12 protein-coding genes are annotated in these 14658 nt (G+C 32.7%); 5 read left to right on the top strand and 7 right to left on the bottom strand.

The window, feature by feature from the left end:
• Window positions 1–16 precede the first annotated feature (16 nt).
• Together SOJ_RS01665 and melB are read right to left on the bottom strand one after the other, a co-directional pair.
• Entirely contained in the window at window positions 17–2992 is a 2976-nt protein-coding gene (locus SOJ_RS01665; RefSeq protein WP_002506329.1) for a glycoside hydrolase family 2 TIM barrel-domain containing protein, read from the bottom strand.
• A 15-nt stretch (window positions 2993–3007) separates the two neighbouring features.
• Entirely contained in the window at window positions 3008–4396 is a 1389-nt protein-coding gene (gene melB, locus SOJ_RS01660; RefSeq protein WP_002506328.1) for a melibiose:sodium transporter MelB, read from the bottom strand.
• 186 nt (window positions 4397–4582) lie between these two features.
• Between melB and SOJ_RS01655 the strand changes: the two genes are divergently transcribed.
• Complete coding sequence (locus SOJ_RS01655) at window positions 4583–5407, top strand: AraC family transcriptional regulator (protein WP_002506326.1); 825 nt, start codon at window positions 4583–4585, stop codon at window positions 5405–5407.
• 10 nt (window positions 5408–5417) lie between these two features.
• Here the strand turns inward: SOJ_RS01655 and SOJ_RS01650 are convergent, their stop codons facing one another.
• Window positions 5418–5942, bottom strand: coding sequence for a DUF3267 domain-containing protein (locus SOJ_RS01650; RefSeq protein WP_002506325.1), 525 nt, complete (start codon window positions 5940–5942; stop codon window positions 5418–5420).
• 127 nt (window positions 5943–6069) lie between these two features.
• On the opposite strand from SOJ_RS01650, the gene SOJ_RS01645 reads away from it, so the two are divergent.
• Genes SOJ_RS01645 through SOJ_RS01630 form a run of 4 tightly spaced genes read left to right on the top strand, consistent with a single transcriptional unit; the run spans window position 6070 to window position 8495 of the window.
• Window positions 6070–6273 (top strand): helix-turn-helix transcriptional regulator, encoded by a 204-nt coding sequence (locus SOJ_RS01645; RefSeq protein WP_002506324.1) that lies wholly within the window; start codon window positions 6070–6072, stop codon window positions 6271–6273.
• Complete coding sequence (locus tag SOJ_RS01640) at window positions 6270–6989, top strand: DUF3169 family protein (protein WP_002506323.1); 720 nt, start codon at window positions 6270–6272, stop codon at window positions 6987–6989. Before SOJ_RS01645 ends, SOJ_RS01640 begins: the two co-directional genes overlap by 4 nt.
• Before the next feature lie 28 nt (window positions 6990–7017).
• On the top strand, window positions 7018–7860 hold the full coding sequence (locus SOJ_RS01635; protein WP_002506322.1) for an ABC transporter ATP-binding protein: 843 nt from the start codon (window positions 7018–7020) through the stop codon (window positions 7858–7860).
• Window positions 7860–8495 (top strand): ABC-2 transporter permease, encoded by a 636-nt coding sequence (locus SOJ_RS01630; RefSeq protein ID WP_002506321.1) that lies wholly within the window; start codon window positions 7860–7862, stop codon window positions 8493–8495. The genes SOJ_RS01635 and SOJ_RS01630 overlap by 1 nt, the downstream gene beginning before the upstream one ends.
• Before the next feature lie 60 nt (window positions 8496–8555).
• On the opposite strand, the gene gtfB is transcribed toward SOJ_RS01630, so the two are convergent.
• The 4 genes from gtfB to SOJ_RS14150 all read right to left on the bottom strand — a co-directional run bounded on the left by gtfB (window position 8556) and on the right by SOJ_RS14150 (window position 14505).
• The gene (gene gtfB / locus SOJ_RS01625; RefSeq protein ID WP_002506320.1) at window positions 8556–9878 is read right to left on the bottom strand and encodes an accessory Sec system glycosylation chaperone GtfB; all 1323 of its coding nucleotides are present in this window, start codon (window positions 9876–9878) and stop codon (window positions 8556–8558) included.
• Window positions 9871–11376 carry an accessory Sec system glycosyltransferase GtfA gene (gtfA, locus tag SOJ_RS01620; protein ID WP_002506319.1) on the bottom strand — a complete coding sequence of 502 codons (1506 nt, stop codon included), beginning with the start codon at window positions 11374–11376 and terminating at the stop codon, window positions 9871–9873. The genes gtfB and gtfA overlap by 8 nt, the downstream gene beginning before the upstream one ends.
• Before the next feature lie 44 nt (window positions 11377–11420).
• Window positions 11421–11609, bottom strand: coding sequence for a hypothetical protein (locus SOJ_RS01615; protein WP_002506318.1), 189 nt, complete (start codon window positions 11607–11609; stop codon window positions 11421–11423).
• 109 nt (window positions 11610–11718) lie between these two features.
• Window positions 11719–14505, bottom strand: a complete 2787-nt coding sequence (locus SOJ_RS14150) for a YSIRK-type signal peptide-containing protein (protein WP_083846523.1) — start codon at window positions 14503–14505, stop codon at window positions 11719–11721.
• Window positions 14506–14658 lie beyond the last annotated feature (153 nt).

The raw sequence follows: 14658 nt of genomic DNA, 5'->3' as shown, positions 1-14658 counted from the left end.
ACACCTTAAACACTAGCTACTCAAAATTCAATTTAAAATTAAATTTTAATTGTGTATCATTGAGTCGATAAGCTTCATTTAATTCTGGACCGCAACTATTAGAGCCAATCCCACTTTGAGCATAATCAATATACAAATACGTATAATCTTCAACTTCTAATTCGTCTTTATGTGACGTATGCGTTAGCTGATTTAATGAATAATGCGTGGTATTAAAACTGAATGTGTCTCCACTTGTTACAACCATAGCATTTCGACCATTTGAAACTTTAACAAATGTAGTCTGATTATGACTTCCTGATTCTTGAGGTTTGATATCGTTACTTACATTATCTGTCACTGTCGTTTCGAAATAATCTAAATATGTTGCCAAACCTTTATCTTGATAGCTGCTATAAGGACCATTCCCATAATATTCGACTTGCTCATAGTTACTTGGTAATGTCATGGCTAAACCGAAGCGTGGTAGAAATGGTGCTAATGTATCTTTCGCTAAATCATAATTCACAGTAAGTGTACCATCGTTTTGAATTGTCCACGTAAGTGTACCTGAAAGCACAGGAGGAACCGCTTCATTAACCAACGCAATATCAAAAATAAGTCTGACGTCACTCTTATTTTCAACGATTCTGTAATCATGCACACGCGTAGTAACATCTTTATATCCAGCGTATACCCATTCTTGCTTAGCATTGATGTCATTATCTGTTGGTGCACGCCATAGATTATTTTCTGTTTTCTGATTCATAACTATTACACCTTCATGCGCAACTGTTTTTAAACTCGCATCTATTTTATTAAAAGTGTATATCCAATCACCAATAGAAACATAGATTGTATGAATATCGTCTTTATATGATATTGATGACGGTTTCGTATTCTGATACGTCATTGATTGGCGTTGATACACGATTTGATCATATCCTAATTCAAAATGGGCCGGACGTAACTTATCTGCACATTCCAATTTGTAGTGTAACATCACATCACTAAGTTCATTTATATTAATATAACCACTTAAATCAATATCTTGAGTCGTATGGGGCGCGAATTTAGTAAAAGGAACTTCAAACGTCTGACGCTTTCCATTTAAATAAGTAGCGGTTGCTTCAACACTTAAATAATCTTCTATATGCGTGAAATCAAGTTGATTACGTAATGTCAGGTGATACCCATCTTGCGCTATTACTTTTAAAGGTCTATGTTCATGTTTAAATTCATAATATCCTTCGTGAGGTATACGGTCAGGTGAAACAATACCGTCCACACAGAAATTACCATCATGTAGACGTTCTCCGAAATCTCCACCATACCTAAATATTGGTTTACCATCTTTCACGCCTGTCTGAATTCCGTGGTCACACCATTCCCATACGAACCCTCCAATAAAACTATCGTATGTCTCAACAAGCTTTTGATAATCATGAAGATCGCCTGGTGAATTCCCCATGGCATGCGCATATTCACACAAAATAAAGGGTTTATCTAAATTCGGGTTCTTCAAATATGTCGTTTCAATTTCTTCTGGAGATGGATACATCCTACTAATCATTTCAACATTAGATAAATCATAATCTTTTGATTTATCACGATGTAATGTGCCTTCATAATGAAGTGGTCGTGTAGCATCTAATTCTTTCGCTCGTGCCAAGCCTTCAACCATAATAACGCCAAATCCAGATTCATTACCCATTGACCATGAAACAATCGAACTATAGTTTTTCAAAGGAATTATTGACGCTTCAATACGCTCGATAATTGCAGTTTGATATTTAGGGTCATCCGTAATGATATTAAAGTGCTCAGTGTTCTCTTCACCATATAGACGAACTACACCATGCGTTTCTAAATCTGCTTCACTCATCACATAAAAGCCATATTGGTCTGTTAATTCATAGAATAAAGGCGATTTCGGATAATGTGCTGTACGAATTGCATTAAAATTACCTCGCTTCATAAGCTCTAAATCTCTCATAAATTGAGCTTCATTTATCGTATAGCCTGTTTTAGGATCACTATCATGATGATTGGTGCCACGTAATTTAATAGATTGTCCATTAATATAAAATTGATTATCTCTGATTTTAACTTCTCGAACACCAATTTTTTGGGTAATCACTTCTTGAGCAGTAGTAATTGCTAACGTATAAAGTACAGGGCTTTCTGCTGACCATAATTGTGGTTTGTTAACTGTAAAGCTACACTGTTCTGAAACTTGAGTACTGCTTACTAATTCACCATATGGATTATATAAGTGTAATTCAACTTGGTCTAATCTTTCTTTACGTGCCAAGTTCACATCTATCGTTGCTTTATCCAAATCATCATTTAAATGTGTTTCAATTTTAAAATCATCTACACGTGATTGCGCTCGTTTTAAAATATAAACATCTCTAAAAATACCTGAATGTCTGAACATATCTTGGTCTTCAAAATATGTGCCATCTGAATATTTTAATACAAGAACTTGTATCGTATTTTCTCCATCACGTACAAATTTTGAAATATCAAATTCTGAAATAGCATGAGATATCTGACTATAACCTACAAATTGATCATTTATCCATACATAAAATGCGCTAGCTACACCTTCAAAATTCAAATGATAATCACTCTGCACATCATATGAACTTAACTCAAAAGAACGCGTATAACGTCCGCATGGGTTGTACTTCGGAACATATGGCGGATCAAATGGAATTGGATATTGTGTGTTAAGATACTGTATTTGATCGTAGCCATATAAATTCCATACAGACGGTACTGGCAATATATCCTTTTTAATCTGTTGAGGTTGGTTTAAACATGCTTCTAGAGAATTGAAATATTCAAAGTGCCAATCACCATTTAATAATGTCACATTTTTTGTATTATAACGTGTTTCTAAACGGTAGTCAGCCTCCCCTCGTTGATAAGGTATATAAAATGCACGTCTTGGCATCAAGTTCACATGCTGAATCTCCATATTTTTATGAAATTGTTCTTCTAACATAAAATGACATCCCCTCTATTTAATATTCTCTCTATGTTCTCTCTGACGTTTATATCGGAGTGTTTTCTCAATATCATTTAAAAAGTCACCTTTTAAATGGAATGCTTTATGATATAAAAATGCTGTTAGACTAACGAAAACTAGCGGTGCGACAATAATCATGATACGCAGACCATTAACTGTGGCCTCTGATTGTGCCTCATTCGGCGTATAACCTAATACAGATAACCCAATCCCCACAATTAAAGCGGCAACTGCTTGTGATGCTTTAGTTAAAAACGTATTTGTGGAAGTGATCACACTCTCATTACGTTGTCCAAACTTCACTTCACCATAATCAATCACATCTGCAAGCGACACTGTTGTAATACCAATCATAAATCCTGAACCAACACGTAACATACCTGCACCTATAATGACTAAGATAGTACTCTGTGGCGCCACGAAGCCTGATATTAAAATAATAACCAAACCAGTTATGATAAGCGTAATAGATGTATTAAACGCTCTAGTTCTACCAACCCATTTAATAAAACGTGGTAAAAGTAGCAAACCAAGCATTTCACACAGTATCATTGAATTAAAAATTGAAAATAAATGTTCCGCATTCACTACATATTTAAAGTAATAAATGATAGAACCATTAAGCGTTTGTAGACATAAATTAAAAGTTAATAAAACACCCATGATGGCAAGTAATTCTTTGTTTTTAAATAAAATACGACCAATATCTTTAAAATTAACTTTAATACCTATTTGTTTTTCCATTTCATGATCTTCAGGTACTTTGAATACTGTTACACTTATCGTAAAGATAAAAACAATACTACAAATTACGGCAAAGACAAAAATCCCTACTGAATCACTGCCACTACCAAAGACATCACCTAATTTATGTATAAAGAACAAACCAAAAGTACCTACAATAAATGCAGCTAAACTTGCGAAAAATCTAGGAATAACTGAAATCTCTTCACGTTCTCTAGGATTATGCGTCAAGTTCGGTAACCAAGACCAGTATGGAATATCCATCATCGTATATGTCATTCCCCAGGAAATATACATAATCGATATATAAATATACATAGACGTTTGAGATAAATCTAAATTCGTAAACAGCAAGACTGTAACAATAGCATTAGCAAGCGTACCGATAACGAGCCAAGTCTTGAACTTACCAAAGTTATTTCGCGTATTATCAACGATCATCCCCATAATCGGGTCATTAATCGCGTCCCAAATACGTGCAACAAAAAGCATAACTCCGACAAACGCAGGAGATAAACCTACAATATCTGTGATATAAAACATTAAGAAGAGCCCAACAATATTAAATATGGCGTCCTTCCCTATTGCACCAAATCCAAAAGCTAATTTTTGCTTTCCAGTTAAATATCTATCCATCTTCTCCACCTCTAAAATTTCACTTTTTAAAGCGTTTACATATATGTTAATGTCATTTTACCAACTTAAAGTGCGTGTAGTGAATAGCATAATGATGATGTTATATGGCAAAATGTTGCATTTTGTTATTATAATGTGGTTATATAAGTCTAAAGAAGTTCAATATAATGAATTGAGAGGTGTGTTATGCAAGTTTTATGGAAAAAATTTAGCAAAAAGTTAATAGATGCTAATTTAGTAGAATGTGGTATTGAAGTCGGTGTACCAAACGTAGGTTATAATTATACAGTTTTCCAAACATCTGTCATACATATCGTGACGCATGGTGAAGGTATTTTTAAATATAATGGGGAGAGTTTTAACTTAAAAAAAGGCGATATGTTTTTACTAGAAAAAGGTATGGAAGTTGAATATAAGCCTTCATTTTCAAAACCTTGGACTTATTATTGGGTTGGTATTAGCGGTAAACAGATTCTAGATTATTTAGCACGCAGTTATATCGTTGATGATCACGTCATTAAAGGTAAAGACACTTCTGAAATTAAAAAAACGATTCTAAATATCTGTAATCTTTCAAAAACCATTGCGTCTAGCAACTCACATGATATTTTAATCATGCAGCATATATACCAATTAGTTTATATGCTACAAGAACAGTTTCCTAAAAATTTCTCAGTTAACGTCGATATTGTTAACGAAGATATCCAAAAAGCAGTCGAATTTATCAATTCAAACTATCACAAGAATATTAGTGTCGTTGATGTTGCGCAATATGTTAATGTCACTCGCAGTCATTTATTCAAGCTGTTTAAGAAGAATTTAAATTGTTCTCCCAAAGCATACTTAACATATATCCGTATGTATCATGCATCTCAATTACTTATACATACGAATAACATGATATGTGAAGTTTCAAGTAAAGTCGGATATAAGGATCCTTTACTATTTTCTAAAAATTTTACAAAGCATTTTGAAATTAGTGCGTCTGAATATCGAAATAATTTTTCGTAACTTCCAAGTTTTAACTGATAACAATGCCACTATCTGTAGTTTCAATCTTAGAATGCTTAGGCGTTTGTATCATTTTAATCACCCAATAAAAGTCTCCAACACATGACATTGTATGCATGGTAGCAAATGATAAAAAGAACACTTTGGGTAAAATTCCCATATAAAAAGTTATGATGAAAGTTGAAGTAATAATCACAAATGGTGCTATTGCACTTATAGCAAAAGTTAATGGCGTAAAGCTTCCCCCTGGTATTGCACAATAAATCATGCCGTTAGCCATACCAAAATTCACCTTATTCAATGGTGAAAATAATTTGAAAAACAAAGCATGAATTAATTCATGTACGATATATGTCCCTATAAATAACCCTATTCCAATAAATATATTAGCTAACATTGAATCGAAAATATCAATAGTATCAGACATCTTTACCATGACAAAAAACACGCCACCAAAAACAATACATAAGGCGATTTGATATTTAGAAAATGCCTTTATTAACGAATCATTACCTATAATATCAATTTTTTTCATAATAATGACCCCCCTCTTCATATTATAAATTTCTCACATATAACATACACGATATATGTCATTTTGACAAATATAGTTGTCAAAATGACAAAATTAATATATATTAACCTTAAGGAGTTGATCAATAATGCGCAATCGACTTAAAGAATTACGTGCACGTGATGGCTATAATCAAACACAACTTGCTAAAAACGCAGGAATTTCTAGACAAACTGTTTCCTTAATAGAACGTAATGATTTTATGCCATCAATTCTGACAGCTGTTAAAATTGCTCGCATATTTAATGAACCCGTTGAAAACATCTTCATAATTGAGGAGGAAGATTTATGAAAGTAGGACGCTATTTATTGCTTGTTTTAGTAGGAGGACTCATTGGTGGTATTATTGGCTTATCCTTTAGCATATTTGAAAATAACGGCCATTTTTCAAGCATAAGTTTCGCAAGCCACGAAATTACAATCATTGTTTGTCTCATTGCATCCCTCATTAATATAATCCTTACGCTAGTATTATATAAAGTTCAAAAAAATGCACTCACATTCAAATCAAAAATGAACCATGATATAGAGGGTCAACAAGCTGATGAATTTGAAGAGAAGGCAAATATGATGTTTATGAGAACGAGCTTCATTTATTATGTTCAAATTCTAATTAGTTTAATTTGTATGCTTATTATAGTGATGGTAAATGCTTCTGAAGGAGATATTTTTTATCCTATTATTCCTTATTTAATCACAATTATTCCTTCTCTAATGATTGGTTTCTTTGTAAGGAAATTTGATAGTCGTTATCCAAAACAAGGTGAAGCTCAGTATACAGAGAAAATTCTAGATATCATGGACGAAGGCGAACGTCATATAACACTCGTCTCTATGTTCAAAATTTACCATATCAATCTTACTTTATTGATTATTGGTGGAATGATATTAGGTTTATTCTCATTAATTACTGGCATCAACCAACTTTTAGGATTGCTCCTTATTATTATTCTTTTTATCTATAATGCATTTGGTTATATGTTAAAAGTCCGTAAATTTTATTTATAAATATAATATATAGAAAGAGAGTGTATCTATGGAACACCTTTTAAAAGTTCAAAATTTAAATAAGTCTTACACAAAATCTGACTTTCACCTTTCCGATATTTCACTATCAATCAAACCAAGAGAAGTTGTAGGTTTAATTGGGAAAAATGGTTCGGGTAAATCTACATTGATTAATACATTGGTAGGAAATCGCTTTAAAGACAGTGGAGAAGTCATTTTTTTCGATGAAACTATAACAGAAAGTGATTCCAATTATAAAGAAAATATTGGTGTTGTATTTGATGATTTGCGTGTACCAAACAAACTAACAATCAAAGAAATTGATAAAGTGTTTTCTAATATTTATCAATCATGGAATAGCGAAAAATTCTTTTCAATAATCGATAAATTTGAGTTACCTAATAATAATGCAATCAAATCCTTTTCACGTGGTATGCGTATGAAAGCTGCTTTGACAATATCGTTAGCACACGAAAGTAAACTTCTCATTCTTGATGAAGCTACTGCCGGTATGGATGTTTCAAGTCGTGAAGAAGTTATTGAAATGTTAGAGGATTACATAGAAGAAGATAATGGGATTTTAATTTCATCTCATATTTCAGAAGATATTGAACAGCTTGCAACTAAACTAGTATTTATGCGAGATGGCAAAGTTATTTTTGAAGAAAATAAACAAAACTTGTTGGATAATTATGGCATTATTGAGCAATCTGAAGAAGATTTCAATATTCCAAATGATCTTATTGTAGCTTCAAGGGCTCGTAATAACACGAGGACTACTTTAATCAATAATCGCAGCCAAATAACAAATGCGAGATCTTTGCAAAATATTGATGACGCAACCACATTAATTATGAGAGGTGATAAATAATGAAGGGATTAACACTTAGCAGTTATTACTCATCAAAAAAATCACTCTTTACTTACTTAATTGTAGGGATTGTCGCTAGTATACTATTCACATTTATGAACCCTATCATGACATGTTTTTTACCAATGATTTTTCTTATTACACCTGTAACTGATAACATTAAACATGAGAAGGATTCAAAATGGATGTATTATGTGTCGACTTTACCTAAAGGTAGAAGTGCATACGTAAACAGTTATTTCATCTTCTACGGTGTTCTTATTTTAATAGGACTTATCATCGGTGTTATACCATTAGCACTCATAACACAAAATTTAAATCTCACGTTAGTATCTATGTTAATAGGTATAGGTGGCGCTGGTTCATACGCTATAATGTTCCCTTTAACATTTAAATTTGGACCAGAAAATTCAAATGTTATTTTAATCACAACATCTTTTATAGTAATAGCTTTATTTTTCCTAATATTCTTTGGATTTATTATGCCAATTCTCGCTTCATCTGGATCAATTGAAGGTATAGCTAACCTAACAAGTAATTTACTCGTAGTTAGTACCTATGCACTTTTAGGTATTATTTTATTAATAGTTTCATACATTTCATCAATTAAAATATTTAATAAACAAGAACTCTAGCAAAAACTCCCAATGACTTAATTATAAAGTCATTGGGAGTTTTTATTATTGTGTGATTTATTAATTTACTGATTCAATAAATGTTGTTTTATCGATAGCATTAGCTTGTTGTAATTGTAATTCTAAGTAATTATCGAATGTGTCATTGTGTTGTGTAACTTCCTCTAACGCACTGATTAGCATATCAGGATGCTCTACATCGAATAAATGAGTTGGTGCTGTTACTACCTTATTGTGTGCAGTGGTATCATAACCTAAAATTAATAGTTTGTAGTCAAAGGCTGCCCTAACTGCATCTAATATTTCGTTACCTTTATTAATATCTAAATAGATATCGCATTTTTTATAAAGTGCTTTAAATTCAGTCTTTTTAGCATTTGGATATAATTTAACATTGGTATATTTATTCAAGTTCATTAATATCTTAGACATTTCAGTCATAGCTGCAATATGAAAATCTAAATGTGGATGTGCTTGTACAATTTGTTCTAAATGCGGTATTTGATCAGAATTTGTTAGTGTTAGCACTTGGTTAGAATGACTATTAGACTTCAGGAATTTATATACATATCCAGATTTATATATTCTATTTTTCCATTTATCACTAATGGATGATTTAAGTTGTTCATAGGCTTCATCGCTCGGCACAATAATACTGAATGATCTACGTTCTTTAGATAGTATATTTTCCATATGACGAATAATATCGCTCGTAATATCACCTTGCCAATAAAAATAATCATTGCTAGGCTCGCTTAAACCATTCATCACTGCGGCTGGTACTGAAAATGAGTTAATTAAAAATTGTTCGGATTCTAATCCTGAAACTTGAATATAGAAATTAACAAATTGTATTTTCGAATGGAAGAAGTATTCTTTGCCTTGCCAATTCAAAATAACATCATTTGTGATGAAATTCTCAACCATAAACACTTCACCTTTAGCGTTATAGTAACGTTTTAATATTCTTTTATGGGTATTAGGATCTAATACTACTTGTGCATAACTGTATCCGTATTTATTATAATAATCAATATACTGCGTATGCCCTTGTTTATTTAACCACTCGATACGTTCTACGATTCTATGTTTATAATTCTTTTTATAAATAATTCTCGCTTTAATATCTCCTGTATCTTTAATTACAGCATCGTTATTATTGCCTTCAATCAACCAGAATTTCGGTGTTTTAACTTGGTTAAAAAATAATGGTTTAACTGGCAAATTTTCATTTTCTGCAAAGAATTCATATGGGGTTTTAATATCATCAGGAAGAAAGCCATCTGCTTCAATAACGATTGTTTGTCTATTCATACCAGAAAATTTAAATGAATTATAAAGGACTATTGTTTGTTTATCGAAAGCTTCAAATAAATTAATCATAAAGCACCTCTTCAATTAAATTATTCCATTGGATTTTTACAGCATCTTGTGTAAATTGTTCAGCAACTTTATAAGATGCCTCATGGAAATCATTTGTATCATTTTCAAAAAATCGAATTATAGCTTCAGCAATTTTTCCTACTATTTCTGACTCTGACTCTACATTTAATTTAATAGGTATGAGATAGCCATTTTCTTTGTCCTCAATAAAAGTCGGATTTCCATAATTAACATCAAAACCAATAAGCCCTAATCCTGAACCAATCGCTTCCATCAATGTTAATCCAAAGCCTTCACTCGTTGATCCTGATAGAAACAATTCATAATTCTTATATACTTGATTTAAATTTACATGGCCATGTAATGTGATATAACTTTCTGCATTATTTTCACGAATAAGGTTATGCAATGCCTGCTTTTGAGCACCTTCTCCATATATATCAAATGTTATTTCAGGTCTTTGTTGTTTCGCAATTGCGACTGCTTTAACTAACCAATCTACACGTTTTTCAGCTGCTAATCTTGAAGCAGTAATAATAGAATAAGGTTTTCTATTTAAAGGTTGTGTTAAAGTTGTTAAATTGCCTACAGGTATTTTATATATTTTAGGCATGATATGATTATACTTTTCAAATTGTTCTGTCAGCAGTTTATTTTGAATTTCCGTTGCTGTGATAAAGAAATCAATTTCCTGCGCATTAGTGAATACATATTCATAATGATTATTCCAAAGTATATAATCGTCGTTCGTTGTCGATGCATTATAATGTTCTGCATGAATCACTACACCTAATTTAGCTTGATTTTTATTTTCTATCATAACTTGACCAATATCTTTTGAGCGATCTAATAAAATCATATCTTCCTGCGACAACTGAAGTTTTTCCATGAAATATGCAATAAAATTTTGTTTGGAATATAGTATTCTATCTTTAAAGACAAACATACTATCATCACCATTTACATATTCATTATATGCTGTAGAACCGTCTTCATTGTAAAAGACTCTCATATATAATTTAGCCATATTATCTTCAGGGGCGTAATACTCTGAAAAGACACGTACATAGGAATAATAATCTTTGCGTAGTAACTTCCCCCTTGATACATATTCGACTCTATCAACAATATCGCTATCTTCGTCTTTCAAATGACATACGATATAGTTACTGCTTTTATTAAAAAAATACTTTTTAATTTTTCCTTCAGCTTCTGTTTTAGTGATGTCGTCATTGAGTGATTGAATAATCTCATCTAATTTAACACTTGAAGGTGCTATTTTTATATCTGTGAAAAATTGGTATAACCATACCACTTCATCATCATTAAACCCTAAATTTTTTGTTAAGGTTTGTATATTTTCAGTTTTTATAAATTCTAAAAACACAAACTTTAATGTTTCCGCTCTTCCTCTTAAAGCTTGAGCTCTGTAAAGTTGCGCATACTCTACACCACTACTTGCCCATCCAATGCCATAATTCATGTTATATATCGTCATGTATTACACCTCAATAACTAAAGTTAAAATCACAATTTTACTTATCAAACAAACAATTTCACTATGCTAAAAATCATAAAGGTCAATATAATAGACGTGCCAAAGAACTTAAGTGTCAGAAATTCTTTTTTTGCTTTTTGTTGATCTTTTTCAGCATCATATTCATTTAATTCTTCTTCAATTTGTTTATTTATTTGATCTAATTCTTCTTTTTCATTTATATTTTCACTCATATATTACACTTCCTATAACTATAGAAATATTTATTAACTTATTATAACAAAATAAGCCAAGGAGAATATCCTCAGCTGTATTTTGTATTGATTTTCAAATCAAATGTTATTAATTATTATCAGTTTCTTTTTTACGACGTCTTCTCAGTAGTGCTAAACCACCTAGTCCAAGAATACCTGCTAACAATCCATTCTTCGTTGTATCGTCACCTGTATCTGGTAACTCTGAATCTTTGTCTTTATCTTTATCATTTTGATTCGCTTCATTCTCAGAATCTGAATCATTTGCTGATTCTAATGTATTTGTAGAATCTGAAGAATTGTTTGATGCTTCTGCTGTGTCTATAGAACTTGATGAATTGTTCGTTGCTTCTGCTGAGTTTGTAGAACCTGATAAATTGTTTGATGCTTCTACTGTGTTTGTAGAATCTAATGAATTATTTGGGTCAGATGAAGTCATTGATCCGCTCTCGCTTAATGACTCAGACGTACTCATTGATTCACTTTCTACTTCGCTTAGTGACTCCGATGTACTCAATGACTCGCTTTCGCTTAGTGATTCCGACGTACTTAATGATTCACTTTCACTTAGTGACTCTGACGTGCTCAATGACTCGCTATCACTTAGTGATTCGGATGTGCTTAACGACTCACTTTCACTTAGTGACTCAGAGGTACTCAACGACTCGCTATCACTTAGTGATTCGGATGTACTTAATGACTCACTTTCACTTAGTGATTCGGATGTGCTTAACGATTCGCTATCGCTTAGTGATTCGGATGTGCTTAACGACTCACTTTCACTTAGTGACTCAGAGGTACTCAATGACTCGCTTTCACTCAATGATTCTGATGTGCTCATTGATTCGCTCTCGCTTAACGACTCGGACGTGCTCAATGACTCACTTTCACTTAGTGACTCCGATGTGCTCAATGACTCGCTTTCGCTGAGTGATTCTGATGTGCTTAGTGATTCACTCTCGCTTAATGACTCTGATGTACTCAATGATTCACTTTCACTTAATGATTCTGATGTACTCAACGACTCACTTTCACTTAGTGACTCCGATGTACTCAATGATTCACTTTCACTTAGTGATTCAGAAGTGCTTAACGATTCACTTTCACTTAGTGATTCTGACGTGCTTAATGATTCACTTTCGCTTAGTGATTCTGACGTGCTTAATGATTCACTTTCGCTTAGTGATTCTGACGTACTTAATGATTCACTTTCACTTAGTGATTCTGACGTGCTTAATGATTCACTTTCGCTTAGTGATTCTGACGTACTTAATGATTCACTCTCGCTTAATGACTCTGATGTACTCAATGACTCACTTTCACTTAGTGATTCTGACGTGCTTAATGATTCACTTTCGCTTAGTGATTCCGACGTACTTAATGATTCACTTTCGCTTAGTGATTCTGATGTACTTAACGACTCACTTTCACTTAATGACTCCGATGTACTCATTGATTCGCTATCACTTAGCGACTCTGATGCGCTCAATGACTCGCTTTCGCTTAGTGATTCACTTTCAACTTCACTTAGCGATTCTGACGTACTTAACGATTCACTCTCGCTTAATGACTCGGAGGCACTCAATGACTCACTTTCACTTAGTGATTCGGAATCACTTAATGATTCGCTTTCGCTGAGTGACTCTGACGTACTCAATGATTCGCTTTCACTAATGGACTCTGAATCCTCTTCGTTTTCTATAACAATAGATGTGTCATTTCCGCTGTTTGCGAGAAGATCAACATTTATTAAACCACTACCCGCAGCTGATGAAAAATTATATTCTTGTCTTCCTGGTAGATCAGATTCAGGTAACATACCATTTTCTGTCAATTGGTTTAAATCAATCATCAAATTATAAGTAACTCTACTACCAACACCTAAATTCACTAAATTTTCAACTATCCCGTAAACTACACCCGTATTAGGGTCAATCGTCAATTCGTTGCCCTGTAAAGTTCCAGTATTTCTTAATACACCAAGCAATCCTGGTAAATCATAATCTAATTCTATAGCATTTAAAAAATTAGGATCTGCCATTAAATCACGGAATTGTGGAGACAATTGGAATGTTGGATACGTATTTCCTACGCCTAAACCAACTAAAGGTCTCCCCTCTAATTGTAGATTTAATACACCATTATTATGAGTCGCTGTTAGCTCCATATTATCCAAAAGTGTAACATCTGCAAGCGCAGCATAGGTTTGTATACCTTCAGTAGCTTGATTATTTACATCTGCTCTTCGTTGAAGTGTCGCATTTGTTTCTGCTATATCTTCATCTTCTGATTTTGATCCTTCTTCAGCCGGTTCAATTATTTCTTTTTCATCTTCAGGTGATATTTCCGAGTCTTCTTTTGTTATTTCTTCTGTGTCTTTTTCGTCTTCAGGTAACGTTTCTGTATCTTCTTGTGTCACTTCTTCTGTATCTTTTTCATCTTCAGGCGACGTTTCTGTATCTTCTTCAGGTAATGCTTTTGGTGTTTCTTGTGAAACTTCTTCCGTACTTTTCACATCTTCTGTTGATGTTGTTATCTCTTCTTGTGTTACTTCTTCTTTACTTTCGTTTGATAATTCTGACTTTTCTTCTGAAACTTCTGATGTATTCTCAGCTTTCACATTTTCAATTTCTTGTTGAGCAGTTTCAATCGTACCTTTTTCATCTTCACTTGGCTTTTCTGTATCATTTTGTATAGGGCTCCCAATTTCGCCTACACTTTTATCTGACACGACGGATTCAAAACTATCTCCCTTATTTTGTCTCTCATCAGCCGATGCAACGTTCCCACTTGTTGCAAAAATCGTAAGACCAATCAATACAGATCCAACGCCAACTCCCAATTTCCTTATAGAAAACCTCTGTCTCTCTCTCACTGCATAAACTCTCCCTCTAATATTAGGTATGATTACATATTACATTGTATTCATAAAAATACTATTCCTTTATTAAAAAATTATTTTTGTTTTCGTATTATTCACGCTTATTTTTATATTTTAATTAGAATTCAACTTAATAAAGATTAATTT

The organism is Staphylococcus sp. OJ82 (assembly GCF_000294465.1).
In the GTDB taxonomy this organism is placed as follows: Bacteria; Bacillota; Bacilli; order Staphylococcales; family Staphylococcaceae; genus Staphylococcus; species Staphylococcus equorum.
Note: the sequence above shows the minus strand (reverse complement) of the source record. Positions and strands in the feature narration are given on the sequence as shown.

Bases quoted from the DNA above. Each gene is read 5' to 3' on its own strand.
- SOJ_RS01665 (WP_002506329.1), bottom strand. From the start codon at position 2,992: ATGTTAGAAGAACAATTTCATAAAAATATGGAGATTCAGCATGTGAAC.
- melB (WP_002506328.1), bottom strand. From the start codon at position 4,396: ATGGATAGATATTTAACTGGAAAGCAAAAATTAGCTTTTGGATTTGGT.
- SOJ_RS01655 (WP_002506326.1), top strand. From the start codon at position 4,583: ATGCAAGTTTTATGGAAAAAATTTAGCAAAAAGTTAATAGATGCTAAT.
- SOJ_RS01650 (WP_002506325.1), bottom strand. From the start codon at position 5,942: ATGAAAAAAATTGATATTATAGGTAATGATTCGTTAATAAAGGCATTT.
- SOJ_RS01645 (WP_002506324.1), top strand. From the start codon at position 6,070: ATGCGCAATCGACTTAAAGAATTACGTGCACGTGATGGCTATAATCAA.
- SOJ_RS01640 (WP_002506323.1), top strand. From the start codon at position 6,270: ATGAAAGTAGGACGCTATTTATTGCTTGTTTTAGTAGGAGGACTCATT.
- SOJ_RS01635 (WP_002506322.1), top strand. From the start codon at position 7,018: ATGGAACACCTTTTAAAAGTTCAAAATTTAAATAAGTCTTACACAAAA.
- SOJ_RS01630 (WP_002506321.1), top strand. From the start codon at position 7,860: ATGAAGGGATTAACACTTAGCAGTTATTACTCATCAAAAAAATCACTC.
- gtfB (WP_002506320.1), bottom strand. From the start codon at position 9,878: ATGATTAATTTATTTGAAGCTTTCGATAAACAAACAATAGTCCTTTAT.
- gtfA (WP_002506319.1), bottom strand. From the start codon at position 11,376: ATGACGATATATAACATGAATTATGGCATTGGATGGGCAAGTAGTGGT.
- SOJ_RS01615 (WP_002506318.1), bottom strand. From the start codon at position 11,609: ATGAGTGAAAATATAAATGAAAAAGAAGAATTAGATCAAATAAATAAA.